Source organism: Anaerobacillus alkalidiazotrophicus, assembly GCF_001866055.1.
Window position 1 is genome coordinate 129,708 of sequence record NZ_MLQS01000019.1, and the last position, 18,403, is coordinate 148,110.

17 protein-coding genes, 1 pseudogene and 1 riboswitch are annotated in these 18,403 nt (G+C 32.9%); of the genes and pseudogenes, 9 read left to right on the top strand and 9 right to left on the bottom strand.

Annotation, left to right across the window (positions count from 1 at the left end):
* Positions 1 to 572 precede the first annotated feature (572 nt).
* Complete coding sequence (locus tag BKP45_RS14150; RefSeq protein ID WP_071390341.1) at positions 573 to 1,139, bottom strand: hypothetical protein; 567 nt, start codon at positions 1,137 to 1,139, stop codon at positions 573 to 575.
* A 184-nt stretch (positions 1,140 to 1,323) separates the two neighbouring features.
* A complete protein-coding gene (locus BKP45_RS14155; RefSeq protein ID WP_071390342.1) occupies positions 1,324 to 1,542 on the bottom strand; it encodes a hypothetical protein in 219 nt (72 codons plus the stop codon).
* Between the two features lie 324 nt (positions 1,543 to 1,866).
* On the opposite strand from BKP45_RS14155, the gene BKP45_RS23580 reads away from it, so the two are divergent.
* The 7 genes from BKP45_RS23580 (at position 1,867) to BKP45_RS14185 (ending at position 7,475) form a co-directional block, all read left to right on the top strand.
* Entirely contained in the window at positions 1,867 to 1,998 is a 132-nt protein-coding gene (locus BKP45_RS23580; protein ID WP_407639606.1) for a hypothetical protein, read from the top strand.
* 191 nt (positions 1,999 to 2,189) lie between these two features.
* Positions 2,190 to 3,590 carry a threonine synthase gene (thrC, locus tag BKP45_RS14160; protein WP_071390343.1) on the top strand — a complete coding sequence of 467 codons (1,401 nt, stop codon included), beginning with the start codon at positions 2,190 to 2,192 and terminating at the stop codon, positions 3,588 to 3,590.
* 328 nt (positions 3,591 to 3,918) lie between these two features.
* Positions 3,919 to 4,161 carry a hypothetical protein gene (locus BKP45_RS14165; protein ID WP_071390344.1) on the top strand — a complete coding sequence of 81 codons (243 nt, stop codon included), beginning with the start codon at positions 3,919 to 3,921 and terminating at the stop codon, positions 4,159 to 4,161.
* Positions 4,162 to 4,384: 223 nt separating this feature from the next.
* Entirely contained in the window at positions 4,385 to 4,654 is a 270-nt protein-coding gene (locus BKP45_RS14170) for a colicin immunity domain-containing protein (RefSeq protein ID WP_071390345.1), read from the top strand.
* Positions 4,655 to 4,936: 282 nt separating this feature from the next.
* The gene (locus BKP45_RS14175) at positions 4,937 to 5,401 is read left to right on the top strand and encodes a DUF523 domain-containing protein (RefSeq protein WP_071390346.1); all 465 of its coding nucleotides are present in this window, start codon (positions 4,937 to 4,939) and stop codon (positions 5,399 to 5,401) included.
* Positions 5,402 to 5,645: 244 nt separating this feature from the next.
* On the top strand, positions 5,646 to 6,077 hold the full coding sequence (locus BKP45_RS14180) for a DUF3139 domain-containing protein (protein ID WP_071390347.1): 432 nt from the start codon (positions 5,646 to 5,648) through the stop codon (positions 6,075 to 6,077).
* Positions 6,078 to 6,245: 168 nt separating this feature from the next.
* Positions 6,246 to 7,475, top strand: a complete 1,230-nt coding sequence (locus BKP45_RS14185) for an RtcB family protein (RefSeq protein WP_071390348.1) — start codon at positions 6,246 to 6,248, stop codon at positions 7,473 to 7,475.
* 840 nt (positions 7,476 to 8,315) lie between these two features.
* On the opposite strand, the gene BKP45_RS14190 is transcribed toward BKP45_RS14185, so the two are convergent.
* Entirely contained in the window at positions 8,316 to 9,050 is a 735-nt protein-coding gene (locus BKP45_RS14190; protein WP_071390349.1) for a sulfite exporter TauE/SafE family protein, read from the bottom strand.
* 523 nt (positions 9,051 to 9,573) lie between these two features.
* Complete coding sequence (locus BKP45_RS14195) at positions 9,574 to 10,773, bottom strand: phosphoglycerate dehydrogenase (protein ID WP_071390350.1); 1,200 nt, start codon at positions 10,771 to 10,773, stop codon at positions 9,574 to 9,576.
* 332 nt (positions 10,774 to 11,105) lie between these two features.
* A riboswitch (ZMP/ZTP riboswitch) is annotated at positions 11,106 to 11,185 on the bottom strand.
* Between the two features lie 237 nt (positions 11,186 to 11,422).
* Here BKP45_RS14195 and BKP45_RS22630 point away from each other — a divergent pair.
* Entirely contained in the window at positions 11,423 to 11,560 is a 138-nt protein-coding gene (locus tag BKP45_RS22630) for a hypothetical protein (protein ID WP_169824119.1), read from the top strand.
* Between the two features lie 128 nt (positions 11,561 to 11,688).
* On the opposite strand, the gene BKP45_RS14200 is transcribed toward BKP45_RS22630, so the two are convergent.
* From BKP45_RS14200 to BKP45_RS14205, 3 genes are all read right to left on the bottom strand, one after another.
* On the bottom strand, positions 11,689 to 12,744 hold the full coding sequence (locus BKP45_RS14200; protein WP_071390351.1) for an LLM class flavin-dependent oxidoreductase: 1,056 nt from the start codon (positions 12,742 to 12,744) through the stop codon (positions 11,689 to 11,691).
* A gap of 327 nt (positions 12,745 to 13,071) precedes the next feature.
* Positions 13,072 to 13,233 carry a hypothetical protein gene (locus tag BKP45_RS22635; RefSeq protein WP_169824130.1) on the bottom strand — a complete coding sequence of 54 codons (162 nt, stop codon included), beginning with the start codon at positions 13,231 to 13,233 and terminating at the stop codon, positions 13,072 to 13,074.
* A 233-nt stretch (positions 13,234 to 13,466) separates the two neighbouring features.
* The gene (locus BKP45_RS14205; RefSeq protein ID WP_071390352.1) at positions 13,467 to 13,976 is read right to left on the bottom strand and encodes a hypothetical protein; all 510 of its coding nucleotides are present in this window, start codon (positions 13,974 to 13,976) and stop codon (positions 13,467 to 13,469) included.
* A gap of 164 nt (positions 13,977 to 14,140) precedes the next feature.
* Between BKP45_RS14205 and BKP45_RS14210 the strand changes: the two genes are divergently transcribed.
* Positions 14,141 to 15,328, top strand: coding sequence for a glycosyl hydrolase family 18 protein (locus tag BKP45_RS14210; protein ID WP_071390353.1), 1,188 nt, complete (start codon positions 14,141 to 14,143; stop codon positions 15,326 to 15,328).
* 153 nt (positions 15,329 to 15,481) lie between these two features.
* On the opposite strand, the gene BKP45_RS22640 is transcribed toward BKP45_RS14210, so the two are convergent.
* Together BKP45_RS22640 and BKP45_RS23050 are read right to left on the bottom strand one after the other, a co-directional pair.
* Positions 15,482 to 17,500: a methyl-accepting chemotaxis protein gene (locus BKP45_RS22640; protein ID WP_071390354.1), complete on the bottom strand. Its 2,019-nt coding sequence runs from the start codon at positions 17,498 to 17,500 to the stop codon at positions 15,482 to 15,484.
* A 538-nt stretch (positions 17,501 to 18,038) separates the two neighbouring features.
* Positions 18,039 to 18,403: pseudogene (locus BKP45_RS23050) on the bottom strand (hypothetical protein); the annotation flags it as partial.

An 18,403-nucleotide genomic window follows, 5' to 3' on the forward strand; every position in this document is an offset into this window, starting at 1 on the left:
GTAGAATGAACATTCGTACAAATAAAGGCTTTAAGAAATGTAAAATTTCATGTGGTTTGTTGGGATATTCGCTCAACAAATTGTATTGTGGATTTAACCTACTGTGGAAACAACAACATTCAAAGCAATGGATGTTGGGAAGGGGATCTTTGCATACATTATGGAAACAATATATGCAAAAAAATTTGGGAGTTGACGACATAAAAATATTTGTTGATCCAGAAGAGAGTTTACCAATTAGAGAGCCCCCACGTTCTCAATAGGCTATTTTATCAAAAAAGATATATTAGCCTAATTTTATTAGAAATAAGTTAACGATAAAATAAGTTAACAAGTTTACAAAACTTACTAAATTTACATAAAAATGTTCTCGATACGTTTTATCAAAATAGGTGCAGCCTCTGATAACAACGCATTCTTGTTCTTCGAGGGGGCATGGAGCGTACTCCAACCAACAGGTACTTATGATAATGGTTGCACCGAAGTAAAAGCAAAACAAACAAACGTGAAGAATTTGGTTGACCTTGAATATTATAGGCTGCCTCAAAGCTTATAAAGAACCACTATCACAATTATTTTGGTAGTGTGTGCTTTCTTTGTTGATAAACATGGTTAGCAAAATCATCTGCTTCTTTTTCAAACCATAAATTTCTGTAGGCTTTATCTAGGTCTTTTTTTAGGATTTCACCCCGACAGTACTGGTCATATAATTGGTTAATTAATTCCTCGCTTTCATCTCTTTCGTCTAAAAATCCATCATAACCTTTTAATCGAAACGTTCTTTGAAGTTGATAAATATGACCGTATTCATGATATAACATCCAAAAAAACAAATGGTCTGGATTGATTTTGCCTTTTTCTAGAACCATTAAATCAATGGTATCTAATTCATGTTCTTCATCGAGTATCATAAAAATAGACATTTCGATTTTATCAAACGAGATCTTTTCCATTACAAAAGCATCGATATCTTTTTCTTTATATTTTTCTTGATGGTCATTTGCATACTTTTTATTATAATCTTTGCAATTGTAGATGTTTAATTTTCTTAATACAAAACCATTTATCGGAAAAGTAGTTTTCAACCAATCATATTCCTTTAGTAATGTATTTTTATATTCTAAAAAGGATAAAGCCATAGCAAATTCACCTCTGCTAGATTACCTTGTTTTGTTGTAAAAACCTAATTGGATACGTTTCTTCGTAATAAGGGGATGATATTTATCATATGAAATGAAAATACGGATGCTTAACACAGGAGAAAAGAATTCACAGATAACAAACTCCACGGCCGTAAGCCGTGGGTCTTGTTAGTATTGCTAATTATTTTTTCTTCTTTTTAGTCTCTTCCTTAGTTGGCTCTTTTTTGGCCACTTGTTCAATTTCTAGTTGTATACGAACAAGATAATCATCAATCTTATTAACACTTAAAACTTTTGCTTTACGCCCCTTAACCTTGATATTTTCGCCTACTGAAGGAATAAGTTGGCGTAATTGACTTAAAACGATTGAATTCTTTTCATAAAAATGAACAACTGTCATTGTTTGATTTCTCCTTTTTATTCAAATTTTTACTAGAAAAGTTGCTATAGAAGAAATATATTCTCTATAAAATTGAATAATTCATAGAATTGGACAAAATATATTGAAATTATATTTGTAAATGAAAAAATAGAGTGAATTATAGAGGGACAGGTATAAGCCGTTTTTAAGTGCGATATAGGAAGAGAAGGAAGACGTAAAATATCGCTTGGACTGATCCAGTTATTACCCAAAAAGATCAAAACGTTTTAATGGATTTATCTTCGGAAATACTCTAAAGTATTAGCTTTCTTTAATTGAAAATCAATTGAGACAACAACGTTTATTGGTGTATTGCGGTTAGTATTTTTAGTCAACTTTCTATCACAAGCTGTTATTAGTGATTTTACATCAGCACCGGCATTCATAATATATGACAAAAACGACGTTCCTTTAAATTTCTTGAATTGTTCCTAAGTTCAAGCGTCCAAAACAGAATTTATCATTTATGGAGTTGGATTAATCTTTCTTTTTAGATACGAAATTAATGATTTTCTGGAAAAACTAAAAAAAAAAGCTTTTTTTTAGATTATTCTTAAATTAAACATTGACTGATAGCTCAATCTAGGTAAGGATATGAATATATAATTTTTTTCTTGGAGGATGTTATGAAATATATTAGTACACGCGGTAATGTAAATGAAATTGGTTTTATTGATGCAGTCTTAATGGGACTAGCTACAGATGGAGGACTTTTAGTTCCTGAAAAAATTCCACAAATTCCGAATGAAAAGATGAAGACAATCTCAAAGTTGTCTTATCAAGAATTGGCATACGAAATTATTTCCCATTATGTTGATGGTGAAATACCAGAAAAGGACCTCAAGGAATTAATCGAGAAAAGTTATGGAACCTTCCGTGATCCTGAGGTAACACCTTTACAAAAAATAAAGGATGATATGTATGTACTTGAACTGTTCCATGGTCCAACTTTTGCTTTTAAAGACGTTGCTCTGCAATTTCTAGGGAATTTGTATTCCTATATAGCAAAGAAGAGGGAAGTATCGATCAATATCCTTGGAGCAACTTCAGGGGATACAGGCGCGTCAGCTATTGAGGGTGTAAGAGGAAAAGAAGGAATTCGTATTTGTATTTTGCATCCTCATGGAAAAGTAAGTAAGGTCCAAGAACTACAAATGACAACTGTTCATGATGAAAGTGTTTTGAATTTAGCGATAAAGGGAACATTTGATGATGGTCAAAAAATTATCAAAGAAATCTTCGCAGATTTGGAATTCAAAAACAACTATCATCTGCGTGCGATTAATTCCATTAACTTCGCTCGTATTTTAGCGCAAACTGTTTATTATTTTTATGCGTATTTCCAAGTGGCAAAAGAAAGAGACATAGAGAGCCTTAACTTCAGTGTACCGACTGGAAATTTCGGGGATATTTTTGCAGGTTTTCTGGCGAAGAAAATGGGTCTTCCGGTTGGTAAACTTATTGTTGCAACGAACGAGAACAATATTTTAGAACGTTTTATTAAGGATGGAGTGTACGAGCCTGGCGAGTTCCGCAGTACATATAGCCCATCTATGGATATTCAAGTAGCCAGCAACTTCGAGCGATATCTTTACTACTTGCTTGCTGAAAATCCAAATGCAGTCACTGCTGTCATGGAGAACTTCAAGGCAAAAGGAAAAATTGTGGTAGATGAGGAGCAGCTTCGTCAAGTACAAGCCGATTTTGCTGCATATGGAGTAGAAGGAAAAGAATGCCTACAGACCATCAGCAAATATTATACTGAAACTAATTATTTACTTGATCCGCATACTTCTTGTGGAGTTGCTGCATATGAAGCATGTAATGAAGCTAGCGAAGTATGTGTTACACTTGCAACAGCACATCCGGCAAAATTCAATGAATCGATCGAGCTTTGTGATATTGAACAAACCTTCCCTGGAGAAATTAGGCAGTTGTTTGATCAACCACAATATTTAGAAGTGGTCGAGGCGGACAATGATGAAATTATTCAGAAATTAAAGGGACATTTTCAGGACGAAAAGTAATCCCCATTCAAACTACGCATATAAAGCTGAACTTCAATCAGTGGGGGTTTTCCTTCACCCCCACTGATTGTTAGTTTAACTTATATCACGGGCATAAGAATAACTAATCATCAGCTATCACTGATGAAAGTTATTCTATATCGGACCTTTAGGGGCAGTTTATCCCCCACCTTAACTTTTAGATTTTCTTAAGTTTTGAGGTGGGGGTCTTACTGCCCCTTAAGCGTGGGATAAATTAAGGGGTTAATCCAGTTAGAGAATTATAAATGAAAAGCACTAGCATCTATGATATAATCAAACTCAGTAGATTAATATAAGTGGTGATAAAATGGAGAATGAACAGTTGCTCAAGATTCTCTTAGAACGATTTGATCAAGTAGACCTTCAGTTTAAAGAAGTGTTAAATAGTTTTGATCGAATAGAGAGAAGTCAACAGGAAGATGTTAAAGGTGCTCTTCATTTAATTTCTAAGAAGGTTGACGGTATTATGTATGACGTTGATTATTTAAGTGAGAAAACAGGTAAATACGATACAAAAATTAATAGCTTAGAGAAGAGAAGCCAGTCCTAACACAAGGACTGATTTTTTTTAGTTTGGATATTAGCTTATATATATATTGTGAAATGTAACAGGGGTATTAATTAAGAAGGATTCATTATCCTTAACTTGTGAAGAAATGTATGTGGAGCGATAATCCAGCAGGATATACGCTCCTTTTTATTGAAGAAGCATTTTACTTGATGAAGGAATATCAATAGAACGGATTGAAGAAAACTAAACAGGAGGCAAAGAAATGTTTGTTTATAAGTATAAGAGGTTAATGCAGGATTTTATAAATGAAGTAATTACTGTTGAGGATTTTGAACGGGACTATCTAAATACATTTAAAAATGAGATAGAAAGTATGGATAACCTGTTATTCGAAATCTTAAACAGAGTTTTTGAAGCAGTTGATTGTTATTGGCACGAATGTCTTCCTGGACAAGAAACTGCCTTTGAAATATCCGAACAACAATTAAGAAAAGAAGTAAGTGAAGCACTGGTCAAATTAAATAGTTATTGAATAACCCATAAATTTTATTCAAATATAGGAGCGGAATACGATGGATTAATCAACTAGAAAATTCGCTTTCGATTTTTGGGTGATAATTTGGGTTATAGCCTCAATTTCAGCTTTATTTGGTGGCTTACTTTTTATATTAGGCTTCGATACCTCATTACCCAGGTCTACATTTAAATCAGGGGTTTCTGGGAATTCTTTTGTATATGTAAAAAACATTATTATTTGACGGATGCAATTTAGTTAAAGAAGGAAATACGATAGTATTAGATTGAGGTGATAACAATGATATTAGTTAGCTCTTGTTTAGCAGGGTTAGAGGTAAGATATAATGGTACGCATTGTTTAGATAAAAAGATACGCCAAATGATTGAAAAAAAACAAGCAATTACTGTGTGTCCAGAATTACTTGGTGGTTTTTCAACACCAAGAGAACCAGCTGAGATTGTTGGTGGTAATGGGGAAGATGTCCTTGATGGTAAAGCTAAAGTGATCGGAAAATCGGGTAAAGACGTTACAATAATGTATATAAAAGGAGCCTACTCAACGCTAATAAAAGCTCAAGAGGTCGGTGCCACAATAGTTATTCTTAAGGAATTTAGCCCCTCCTGCGGAAGTTCAATGATTTACAACGGTGAATTTAAAGGTAAGAAAATTGTTGGAAATGGAGTGACAACTGCCCTACTTGAAAGAAATGGAATTCAAGTAGTTTCAGAAGAGAGAATTACTGATTTTCTTGAAGAGAATTAGAACTTAATGTTGAGACATTTGAAATAATTGTTAAAGACTCGTATATATAGTAAGCTTCCTTATTTAAGAAAAGAACTTCTAGTATAGGAGGAGCATTTGAAGGACCTTTATGATAAAAAGACACCAATTTTTAATGTAATAGAGTATTGAGTTATCCACTTGAATTTGAAATAATTGGTATTAAGCAATAGGACAGTTTATTTTAAGAAAAATTTTAAATCGTTCAGAAGAAAGAAGTGATATTATGAGTTTTATTACTAATAAGAAGTTTTTAAAAATAACATTAAGTATTATTCTTATGATAATTTTGTTGGTTCCTTTTGCTACCATTTATATTCTTAACTATGGAAACCCTTATGAAAAATATATTGTCAATAAGTATATCCCTACTCATTTGGAAACAATGGGGTACACCGATGACGAAATAATTAAACAATCATATATACAGCCTAAACACGGAATCAATAACACCGTCTATCATGGTCATTATATGGTGATTTTTAAAGATGAACCTCAGTTGGAATATTTATATGGTGTGACAAAAAGAGGGAAAAATGTAGTGCAATTTTGTGAAAAAGAAACTTTGATTGCAAAAAATACTTACGGTGATATGACAATAGAGAAAACCAATCATAGCGAAAAAGAATGTATAGGTTACTTAGAAAATAGAAAGTAATTCTTTGATAAAACCATTTTAATAGAAGGTAACAAAAATGGAGTAGGTCTTAATTATTCACTTAAGGATATTTAACGGTAATTTATTGTCGTTCGATTATCCATTGCTTAAATGGATTTCCCATGCTAGCTTAATATTAAGCTATTTTTATAAAAGGAGGAAGGACTCGTGATAAAAATAACCGGGTCACAAACAGAAGCAAAGGTATTCTCTAATTATCCTCAGGAAACGGCGCTTGAGCAAATCCAAGAGTTGTGTAATCAAGCTTTTTTAAAGAATACGAAGATTAGTATTATGCCAGACTATCATGCAGGTAAAGGTTGTGTGATTGGAACAACCATTCAGTTGAAGGATAACGTTGTCCCGAACTTGGTTGGAGTAGACGTTGGTTGCGGAGTATTAACTATCAAGCTACAAGATAAAAAGGTTGATTTTAATAAACTGGATCAGGTCATTCGAACCTATGTACCTAGTGGAATTGAGATTCATACTGATGAGACTGTGGGGTTTATTAACACGAGTTTTCCAAACATTAAAGAGTTTAAAGCTAAACACATTTTGAGCCAGAAAAAAAGCCTTTATAGCTTAGGAACGCTTGGGGGAGGTAATCATTTTATAGAAGTTTCTGTTGATTCTGATGGGCATCATTTTTTAACCATTCATACAGGCAGCCGTTATGTAGGAGCTAAGATTGCCACCTATTATACAAAAGTGGCCATCTCTAATCTTCGGAGCCAAGATTTAACAGAGATCATTGAGAAATTAAAAGCTGAAGGGCGTCAAAAAGAAATTCAAACTGTCATTGAAAGCTATAAAGAAAAGAAGCCTGTCATTCCGAATGATTTAGCTTATTTGGAAGGTGAGGATTTTGATCATTATATGCATGACATGAAATTAGCCCAGGCGTTCGCAAAAGCAAATCGTGAAGAAATTGCAAGAGCGATTATTGAAAATACGAGCTTAGAGGAGTTGGACCGTTTTGATACGGTGCACAATTATATTGATACCGAGAACCTGATTTTACGGAAAGGAGCCGTTTCCGCGCAAAAAGGAGAACGACTTATTATTCCAATCAACATGAGAGATGGTTCAATTTTAGCGGTGGGTAAAGGCAATGAGGATTGGAATTTTTCAGCACCACATGGGGCAGGCCGCGTCTTGAGTCGAACAAAAGCAATAAAAACCTTAAACATGAACGACTTTCATAAAACGATGGAAGGTGTTTGGACAACATCAGTTTCTGAACAAACACTTGATGAAGCGCCAATGGCATACAAGCCAATGAATGAAATTTTAGAAAAAATCGAAGAAACATCTGAGATTGCATGCTTTATTAAACCAGTTTATAACTTCAAAGCAAGTGAAAAGTATACACCTGGAAGATATAAAAGATCATAGTGTTAATAGTTTAGAGACTTATTTTAGTCTCTTTTTTTTCGTTACTATATTAGGAAACAAGGAGACAAAAAATTTGTGTTCTACATATTCGGCAATAGGGGGCTTTCTTGTAATAAGGATAGTGCTCATTATTCATTAAACCTTGCACCAGATTGAGTAGAATTTAATATAACTTAGATTTTTATATAAAAACAATGATAAAAGAAGGAGTTTAGATTTTTTTGTACATGAAGCGATGTACTTAAAGTTTTATTCTAGTTTACATAATATATATTATGATGACCAAAAGAACAGAAGTAAAAAAAGTCTCAAATAAGAAGTAAACTTCTAATTTTGAGACAGAAAAAAATTTAAGAACTTTGTATGCTAACGAATTTCATAATCCATCATTATCTTAGTGGTTCGGTTTTGTAATTATAAAGTTCGCTCATTTAAAATAAAATTCTAAATTTATAAAAGTGTTGTTGATTATTTAGGTTTTAAAATTTATTAACCAAAATGATTACGCCTTAATATTTCCAATAAACATTCCGTTACTTATAACTATTCATTTTCGTCACCTTAAATCGTAACTGTTTCGTTTTGGTGAAATTAGATTTTAACCAATTATTTTAATTTTGTTTCAATTACCTTACAAACATTTTGGTTTAGTCAGTCTCCACTCTAATATCTATTTTTCAATGAGCTGCTATGATACTAAAAATACTTAATCCATCATGCTACAGTTCTAAAAAAAAGGCCTCATTCATTCTTTATGATCCCCTTGGCTTCTATTTTCATCATACTATGATAACATTTGAACTAATAGATGAGAATGTTAACGGTACTTTGTTTACTTCCTTATGAAAAAATAATTAAATTTAACCCTGCTAATGAAACAATAATCATCGCAACCTTTTTGATCGTTCCACGTGGTAATCTATCGAACATCTTCAAGCCAAGTGTTGTTCCAATAATAACTGTGACAACTCCGACTATAAAATATAAAAGAAACGATGAATTAAAATCACCATTTACTCCATGTAGAATTAATGAAAAGGTATTATTAACAAAAAATACTACTTGTAAATTTGCACTATATCGATATTTATTTTTAAAAATCAATAAAAAGTAAAAAACAAAAAAAGGTCCACCAACAGCAAATATTCCACCAATAAAGCCACCGAAAAATCCAAATATTATTGGAATAATAGGTGTTTTTAACATAGCTGCAGAGGGTTCCTTATTACTCAGTAACAGATAAAAAACTATAGATATTAAGAATAATCCTAATACCTTTTTCATAAAATCCATTTCCCCATAAGCATTTAAAATAAAAAAGGCAATTATTCGTCCAGTAAGTGATGCACTTAAAATAATTAGAAGTGCTTTTACGAAAATATGTTTATAGTTTCTAAAGATAATACTAGCCGAAACAACTAATGATAAGGACATAACAAACAACGCACTCTCTTTTACTGAGAAAAAAAGTGGTATAAAGCCCATGGCAAATAATCCAAAGCCAAACCCACTAACACCTTGAATAAAGCTTCCAATAAGAATAATGATGATGATAATTAAAAGTTCAGTAAACATTATGATTGCTCCTCTTTTTAGTCGAACGTTTAATATTTTCTTTTTTATAGTGACCTAATCTTGTTTGAATTAATATGTAATCTTATTTATATTATAATGGACGTATCCTTCGTTGCTAAAAGTGCATTCTTTCAAGTAATTTCTATTATAGAAACTTTAAATAAAACTAATTTTATTTTGTTAATTCATTATCGTCCGTCCTGCCGCCTTTACTATTTAAGATAAATTGTTAATAATTCCAATTATACTTAACAGTCCCTAAATTTGATATTGCTTTACTTCTTTTTCACCTTTATTTTTAAAATTAATAAAGCGAATTCATAAATTCAATAATCTAGCGCTGATATGTATAACTAGTTGGAAATGAGATGAAAAATCCAGTTTTAGATATCTAAGTCGCGATATACCTGTATTATTTCTTCAGAAATTTCTAAACGTCAAAAATATACGATGATTAAATACAAGAAAGACGCTATCCATTTAAAATGGGAGAGCGTCTTTCTTAAAATTGTAATTATAAGAGTTAAATAAGTCGAACTCCAATAATTCCTTCGATCTGTTTGATTTTCTCTTCTAGGCTAGGAATAACGTCATTGTCTACCTTGTTATCAATGTCAATCATTGTGTATGCATAATCCCCACGGCTGCTGTTAATCATGTCTGCGATATTTAAATTATAGTTTGAAATAGCAGAAGTAATTTGACCAACCATGTTCGGAACGTTTTTGTGGAATGCAGCCACACGACGTTTACCTGTATATGGTAGAGAAACATTTGGGAAGTTAACTGAATTTTTAATGTTTCCTGTTTCAAGGAATTCCTTCACTTGACGAGCTGCCATAACTGCACAATTTTCTTCAGATTCTTCAGTAGATGCACCAAGGTGAGGAATTGGCACAGCATTTTTCATTTTTAATACATCTTCGTTAGGGAAGTCTGAAATGTATTTACCAACTTTTCCACTTTCAAGTGCAACAGCAATATCTTTTTCATTTACTAGTCCACCGCGTGAGAAGTTTAAAATATAAACATCTTCTTTCATAATTTTAAATGTTTCTTCATTAAACATACCTTTTGTATCTGCAGTTAATGGAACGTGTACAGTGATATAATCAGACTTTGCAAATAACTCTTCAATTGACATAGCACGGTGTACATTACGCGATAAATTCCATGCTGTATCAACAGAGATGAACGGGTCAAAACCAATTACATCCATATCTAAATCAAGTGCATCATTGGCTACAAGCGCACCGATCGCGCCTAAACCAATAACCCCTAAAGTTTTCCCTCGAATTTCTTTTCCAACGAAATTCTTTTTCCCCTCTTCAACAAGCTTTGGGATTTTTTCCCCTTCAGCTCCTAATGTTTTTGCCCAAGCAACACCATCAAAAAGGTTACGAGATGCAGCGATCAAAGAAGTAAGTACAAGCTCTTTTACAGCATTTGCATTTGCTCCTGGAGTGTTAAAAACAACAATTCCAGTTTCTGTACATTGATCAACTGGTATATTGTTAACACCTGCACCTGCACGTGCAATTGCTTTTAATTCATTATTGAATTCAATTGAGTGCATATTTGCACTACGAACAACTATAGCATCAGGATTTTGACTATCGTTATCAATAGTATATTGTTCCTTGTTAAATATTCTAAGTCCACTTTCAGCAATATTATTTAATGTTTTAATTGTGTTTACTTTGTCTACAGTAATTGTGCTCATTCCGTTTAACGCCTCTTTCTTTTTGATAGTTTAAAATTTTCTAAATTATTATTTTATCATAAAGCAGATACTATTAAAATAATAGTATTTTTTAAAAATTTTTGAAAAATCTACAAATTTTTTAACATTTTTCAACAATAAAAAACGTAATATTTCCAATTATATCATGCCCAATAACATTTTAATAAACCATTTGAAAATACATATTAAGTTAAAGCACAAGTTATAGTAACATGATATTGATTTTTTTACATACAATTAATGTTGAATTATTCTCTGGTTGTTTATCTATCTCCTCCTATATGCATAAAGAGGTAAGGGAATAATTCCCTTACCTCTGCCCAGGCGAACGGCTGTTCGATACTATGTGCTCCCTTACGGTTATCCGTTTTCGCCAGTTACACATAGCCTTTTAGTTTATTTAATATTATCAAATTATTTTTAAATCTTCAACTATAAGTTTTTATATACTTTATCGATGAAGCTTGTTCGATCAAAATTATAATGAGATACAGGTACGGCATTCATATTTTCTTCAAGTGTTACTCCTATCTCTTTAGCCATTTGCAGACCTACACAAAAACTACTGTTAAACATATAGTATATTTTAAAAAAGCAAAACAAAACTACTTTAAAAGGAGTGAACATCATGGATAAAAGAAAATTAACCATTGCTGGGACTGATATAGATGAAGTTAAACGGCTGAATAAACAATCAGGGTTATCTTATAATGAGGCAAAAATTATCCTTGGCAAGAAAAAGGGATTTCTTAAAGAAACAGAATAGCTGTTTAAATATTTTACTTATATAAGTGTTTCACAATGACCAAAACAGGGTCCCAATAACCTATAACTAATTTAAGAGCGATTGATAAAGTATCTAATATACATAAACAAACCCCATCTTAGATCAAGTTAATTATTCACTCCGCTTTCCCATTTAGAGATTTCCTCTCGAACTCTCGGTGCCACTTCCGTTCCTAAAAGCTCGATAGTTTTCATTACATCATCATGTGGCATTGAGCCGACTGGTACATGTAGCATAAAACGTGTTATACCTACGTTCTTTCGTAGATGTATAATTTTATTAGCAACCGTTTGTGGGTCTCCTACATATAGTGCACCTTCAAAGCTACGTGCCGCATCAAAACTCGATCGATCATAATGACCCCAACCTCGTTCTCGCCCAAGTACGTTCATTACGTATTGTGTCGAGGGAAAAAATTTATCTGCAGCAGTCTCCGTATCTTCTGCGATAAAGCCGTGCGAATGTGATGCCACGGGCAAATTAGATATATCATGGCCTGCCTTTGAGGCAGCTTTCTTATAGATCTGTACAAGCGGCGCAAAATTTACTGGATTTCCTCCAATAATCGCTAATACTAGAGGTAATCCGAGTACCCCTGCACGGATGACTGATTCTGGGTTACCTCCACTACCAATCCACACAGGTAATGGGTTTTGTTCTGGGCGTGGGTAAACACCTAAGTTGTTAATAGCTGGACGATGACTACCTCTCCATGTCACTTTTTCAGATTCACGTATTTTTAACAACAATTCTAAGTTCTCATTGAATAGCTCATCGTAATCTTGTAAATCATAGCCAAACAACGGAAAAGATTCGATAAAAGATCCCCGGCCAGCCATAATTTCTGCACGACCGTTTGAAATACCATCTAGACTTGCAAAGTCTTGGAATACACGAACCGGATCAGCGGAAGATAACACGGTTACTGCACTAGTTAACCTTATTCGTTTCGTCTGTGGAGCAGCTGCTGCCAAGACGATTGCAGGTGAAGACGCTGCAAAATCTTCTCGGTGGTGTTCGCCGACACCAAATACATCTAAGCCAACTTGATCAGCAAGCACGATTTCTTCTACAACCTCACGTAATCTCTGTGCATGACTTATCACCTCGCCAGTCTGAACATCTAGTGTCGTTTCAACAAACGTACTTACACCAATCTCCATCTATCATTCCTCCAATACATTTTGTAAACAAATAGTTAAATAAAGCTGAACTTCAATCAGTGGGGGTTTTCCTTCATCCCCCACTGATTGTTAGTTCAACTTATACCACAGGCATAAGAATAACTAATCATCAGCTATCACTGATGAAAGTTATTCTATATCGGACCTTTAGGGGCAGTTTATCCCCCACCTAAACTTCTTGATTTCCTTAAGTTTTGAGGTGGGGGTCTTACTTTCCCCATAAGAGTGGGATAAATCCAATAGTATATCCTTATTCTGATGCTTTCCTCTCTTCATTACAAGTTTCGTGAACTTGTTTGATTAACATTATTCTGGCAACTTTTCTTGTAGTAATAACAAGAAGGTAGTTAACGGACCAAGAAACAATGAAATTAAAAACCAGTTAAGACCAGATCTGTTCTTTCCTTGTGCTAATCCAGCATTAATTAATGCCAGTGTACCCCAACCAACAAAAAATTGATTTTCCATTTCATCCCTCCTCTCAAAACTTAACATAGTTATATCTCTTCACTATTTTACAACTGTAGCTTTTTACTTTTTCCAATGAAATTAATCAAGTTTTTTAGCGATAATGTTTCTATGTGAGTGAATTCATATTTGCCAAAAATGTCTTGCATGAAACTATATAGAATCGCTTCTACGATGTTATTTACAGTATCCTATTGGCAAAAATAATGAATTTTCATTAATAACTTTTGTTTTTAATTTTCATGAATTTTAACTCTTGGGTTTAATCCATAATAATAATGAACGTTTATATAAGAGACTTCGGCTACTTCTTCTGCATCAAGTGCTAATACAAATGTTCTTGGAGTTGCATCATCCGTACAAGCACGTTCGGTTTCTAATTTAAGTTGAATAATCAATTCCGACTTATCAGTACTTAATTCAACAGTATAAAACTCAAATGGACATGACCCTGATTCAATAATCCCTAGAAACAGGATAGCTTGACTATCCCAATCAACTTTTTTTGGAACTCCTGTTAACCCAAAATAATCCCAATGCTCATTAAAAGCATCTTGACTTGTTACTTTGTACGCTACCGTACCTTGCTCAGCTAACTCGTAAAAGGAAGTTGGTAATGTTTTCTCAGTTTTTATTACGTTACTAGACAAAGCTAAGTCTTGGTTATCACTGATCCCACATCCAGTCACTCCTATTCCAAAAAGAAACAAAGTAATCATCACTATCAGAATTTTAAACCCCATCTCTTTTCCCCCTTAAAACTACTATTCATTCTTTAGACGGTGAACAAAAAAATAAGTTACACCACCATTTTGTTTTATTTATGGAATAAACGAAGATATCGTGTTCTTTGCACAACTAAATGAATAACGGAATATTTTAATTTGAATAAGTAAGGAGTGATTATATGGTTCAAATTGCTGTTGTAAGTAGTGGAGATTCACTTTGGTCGATTGCTAATAGTTATGGTGTACCTCTGGAAATATTAAGTAATGTAAATGAAATTAGTCCAAAAACCCTTTTAGTTCCAGGCCAAACATTAGTTATCCCAACAACTAATCGTTTTATCAATCCGTTTTTTTATCAAACTCCGGTGTATTATCGAATTCGACCAATTGAAGTAAATGCTTATGTTCGTGCAGATGATCCAAATGCAGTGAATATTATTTATAAATACGCACCATATTTGACTAACTTCAATGTTTCAAGTTACCGTGTAACATTTAGTGGTGAGCTTACTCGAATAGATGACGTTGAAATTTTGAATGCAATTGAAGATACTGATGCCGTACCGATGCTTGTCATAACTAATTTTACTGGCGAGGAATTTTCACCTAATATCACTAGAGAATTATTTACGAATGAAACAGCTAGAGAACGCTTTGTTTCTAATTTAGTAGCGGTTTTAGCAGAAAAGCCGTATTTTGCTGTAAATATTGATTTCGAAGAGAATTATCCTGAAGATCGAGAATTATATAATGAATTCCTACGGCAGATTACACCGAGAATTAAAGAACAAGGAGTGTTAGTTTCTACTACGTTAGCCCCAAAAGTCGGGCCTAGTGAACCTGTTGCTTGGTTCGGAGGGCTTGATCACGATTATGCAGCCCATGGCCAAATTGTTGATTTTGTTAATTTGATGACATATGATATTGGAGGTTGGTTTAGTGGTCCGCCAAAGGCCGTCTCACCTTTACCAACCATGCGTGCTGTACTAGACTATGCAACATCGGTTATTCCTAACGATAAAATAATGTTAGGACTCCCACTTTACGGATACGATTGGCAGTTACCATTTGATCCAACTGTTGATTTTGCAGAAACAATCGGACCAAGAGAAGCGGTTAATCTAGCAAGAGAAGTTGGAGCCGTTATCCAATATGACTACAACGTGCAAGCACCATTTTTCACTTACTATGACACAGGTGGTAATGAACATATCGTATGGTTTGAAGACGCTAGAAGTATGAAAGCAAAATTAGATCTAATTAATGAATATTCACTCAGAGGTGCTAGCTACTTTATACTAGGCCGTAGTTTCCCGGAAAATTGGGCATTACTTTCGGAAATGTTTACAATCCAAAAGATGTTGTGATGTAAACAATCTCAAAAGAAAAAGCCTCTATCTAATGCAGAGGCTTTTTACTGTTGGTCATTTTTTACCCTACTCTTAAGGGGCAGTGAGATCCCCACTGATTGAAGTTCAGCTTTATAGTTTTATAGAATAGTAAACATTAAGTATGATAAATTAAATTTTAAATTTATTAATCATTCTCTCTAATTCTAAAATTGTATTAGACAATCTTTCTGATAAGTGACCGAGTTCTTCCGCTGCAGCAAATTGTTCTTCTGTTGTAGCTGTAACTTCTTCTGTTGTTGATGATGAAAGTTCTGCTACACTAACCATTTCTACAATTGCTTCCTCAACTTTTTCTTTGCTCACATTAATTTTCGCAATAGAATTTCCGATTCTAGAAACATCATTAATAATGACATTTGTATCATTTAAAATATGCTCGAAAGAATCTCTAGTTTTATTAATTGAATTTGTTTGAATATCAAATAATGTTGTTGAGGACCTAACTAAATCTACCGAACATTCTGTTTGGCGTAAAATTTGATTAATAATTTTCTCTATATTCATGGTCGATACTTTTGATTGTTCTGCAAGCTTTCTAACCTCATTAGCTACTACAGCAAATCCTTTTCCGGATTCTCCAGCTCTTGCAGCTTCAATACTAGCATTTAATGATAATAAATTGGTTTGGTCACTTATATCTTTAATAATTTTTATTATTCCTTGAATACCGGTAACATCTTTACCGAGTTTTACAATTGTTTGCTCAATCTCGTAAATTTTTTCTTGTACATCTTTATTAAGTGTAGTTAATTCATTCATATTTTTAATTGAATTACTACTTAAATCCTTTGTTTTAGCAGTGGCTATTGTCACATTCTCTACATTATTAGTTACGTCTAAGATTTCTTGAGATAATCCTTTCATCTCTTGGTTTGTTTTTTCAGCATAATCAACTTGTTCCACTGACCCTTTTGCGACTTCTTCAATGGCCGTTGCAATTTGTTCTGCTGCTTCGGATGATTCATTAGAAATCTTCTTTAAATGATCGGCATTTTCGACAGCGCTTTCAGAAACCTTTTTATTTTCTTGTATAATATTCTTTATATTTGCAAGCATATTATTAAAACTTTGTCCTAATTGACCAATTTCATTGTTTCGAAGGTAATCGGTTTGAACAGTTAAATCTCCATGTTCTGCTTTACTCATCAATGCTACCATCTTACTTAACGGTTTTGTTATGCTATATGTAATCTTAATGCCTACAAAAATAGAAATAACAATACAAATAAAAACGATTAAATAAACTAAATACACAACACTATTAATTTCTTTCATTAAATAAGACTTTTGTGTAGAAATAACTACTTGCCAACCATTTGATAATTCATTATGTGAAATTAATTCACTACTACTGTTGTTCATATTTAAATGCCCGGTATATAGATTCCCAATTTCTTCAGAATTATTACTTGCAATAACTTGATTTTCCTCATTCACAATATAAATTGTTTTTTCTAAAGTTACATCCGATCCTACAACATCGTTAAAGATATCGCTGCCTATTGTATAAATAAATACTCCCCGATCTCTCCCTGAATAGTCTCTAGCACTTTTAAATAGGTAAATATTATCATGATCATTTTGAAAGCCATGACGCCATAATAAAGTACCATTTAGTTCATAAGCCTGTTTCTCAATGTCTGAATTAATGAATTCTTGTATATTTAAATAAATGTTTTGCGGACCGTAGCGAACTCCATCATTCCGTACAAATTGTAAATTTTCAAGATTTCTATTAGTATTAGTGATTGCAGTTAATCCATCTGTCGCATTTCTGTTTTTCTGAAATATTTCATATTCTGTTAAGCTTTGTTCACTTCCAACAAGGTTATCTAACAATTCAGAGTTACCAAAAGGAATTAATGTAGTTTGTACGATTTCATTAATCATTGTATTAATATTATTTGCTAAATGAAAGCCTATTTCATGAGTCATCTCTGCTACTTTATCTTCTATAGTGTTCCTGGAAACTGAAAATACAAAACTAGCGATAATAATGCTTGGTATCACACCAAGTAGTATAAAAGACACTATTAATTTCGTTTTTAATGTAGCATTATTAAAGATAAAATTTTTATTATTCCTCTTTCTTAATTGCGTACTGTTTTTTCCTTTTTTCTTAAGCATAGTCCTCCTCCTAATCATATTAACTGTGAGAAAAATACTTCTATCTCTAAATCTACCACCTCCTAATTGGTTTTTTTACAGTTAAAAGGTCCTAGTTGAATTATAGACGCTTACATTCTCTATTTTATACCAATTTTCGATATTGTAAAGTTTTCTATTAGCTAATATTAAGTATTTGTGTATATTTTTACTCATTTTTTTACTTTTGATAAAACAAATATGGTACATAAGGATAAAAGTTATAAATGTTTGTTTTATGAAGGAACAAAGTACGAACTAAAATCAAAAATATATTCATCTATAGATTGTGCATCTGTACTTCATATCAAATTCCCTTTTTGAAATTGATAAAAATAGCGTAATCAATAAACATTTTTTACTAAAAATTCACTTTGTATATCGATAAAAAACCTAACTATTTTTTAAGACAATGTAAGAGAATTTACCTTTCAAATAAAAAGGTCATTGTGGTTGATAACGAAGAAAAAGCGAACATTGAAAGAATTTGGGAAGCTGGAACAATAGCTGGTGTTAGTGTTCATACGATCATTACAACAGGTGACGGTATATAAGTTCCTATTAATGTTATTACCCACCTAAACAGTGAACGATACGTCGAACATGATATCTTAAAATCATAATCAACAAAACTATGAGGCTGGGACATAACTAGCCAAAAATAAAGAAAAAAGGTTCCGATTATTGTATTTGATGATCGGAACCTTTTTTCGATTGGATTATTTTCATGACCATTAGTTCCGTTCGCGTTTATGGCGGTGTACTTTCTTAAGTTCACCGCCATAAACGCGAAGCCTAATTCATTTTCTACTTTCTCTTTGCTCCTCACAGACATTCGAGTGAAACGCAAATTAGCCTTCAAAAATCCGAAGACTGGCTCCACGT

Bases quoted from the DNA above. Each gene is read 5' to 3' on its own strand.
- BKP45_RS14150 (WP_071390341.1), bottom strand. From the start codon at position 1,139: ATGGCTTTATCCTTTTTAGAATATAAAAATACATTACTAAAGGAATAT.
- BKP45_RS14155 (WP_071390342.1), bottom strand. From the start codon at position 1,542: ATGACAGTTGTTCATTTTTATGAAAAGAATTCAATCGTTTTAAGTCAA.
- thrC (WP_071390343.1), top strand. From the start codon at position 2,190: ATGAAATATATTAGTACACGCGGTAATGTAAATGAAATTGGTTTTATT.
- BKP45_RS14165 (WP_071390344.1), top strand. From the start codon at position 3,919: ATGGAGAATGAACAGTTGCTCAAGATTCTCTTAGAACGATTTGATCAA.
- BKP45_RS14170 (WP_071390345.1), top strand. From the start codon at position 4,385: ATGTTTGTTTATAAGTATAAGAGGTTAATGCAGGATTTTATAAATGAA.
- BKP45_RS14175 (WP_071390346.1), top strand. From the start codon at position 4,937: ATGATATTAGTTAGCTCTTGTTTAGCAGGGTTAGAGGTAAGATATAAT.
- BKP45_RS14180 (WP_071390347.1), top strand. From the start codon at position 5,646: ATGAGTTTTATTACTAATAAGAAGTTTTTAAAAATAACATTAAGTATT.
- BKP45_RS14190 (WP_071390349.1), bottom strand. From the start codon at position 9,050: ATGTTTACTGAACTTTTAATTATCATCATCATTATTCTTATTGGAAGC.
- BKP45_RS14195 (WP_071390350.1), bottom strand. From the start codon at position 10,773: ATGAGCACAATTACTGTAGACAAAGTAAACACAATTAAAACATTAAAT.
- BKP45_RS22630 (WP_169824119.1), top strand. From the start codon at position 11,423: ATGGATAAAAGAAAATTAACCATTGCTGGGACTGATATAGATGAAGTT.
- BKP45_RS14200 (WP_071390351.1), bottom strand. From the start codon at position 12,744: ATGGAGATTGGTGTAAGTACGTTTGTTGAAACGACACTAGATGTTCAG.
- BKP45_RS22635 (WP_169824130.1), bottom strand. From the start codon at position 13,233: ATGGAAAATCAATTTTTTGTTGGTTGGGGTACACTGGCATTAATTAAT.
- BKP45_RS14205 (WP_071390352.1), bottom strand. From the start codon at position 13,976: ATGGGGTTTAAAATTCTGATAGTGATGATTACTTTGTTTCTTTTTGGA.
- BKP45_RS14210 (WP_071390353.1), top strand. From the start codon at position 14,141: ATGGTTCAAATTGCTGTTGTAAGTAGTGGAGATTCACTTTGGTCGATT.
- BKP45_RS22640 (WP_071390354.1), bottom strand. From the start codon at position 17,500: ATGCTTAAGAAAAAAGGAAAAAACAGTACGCAATTAAGAAAGAGGAAT.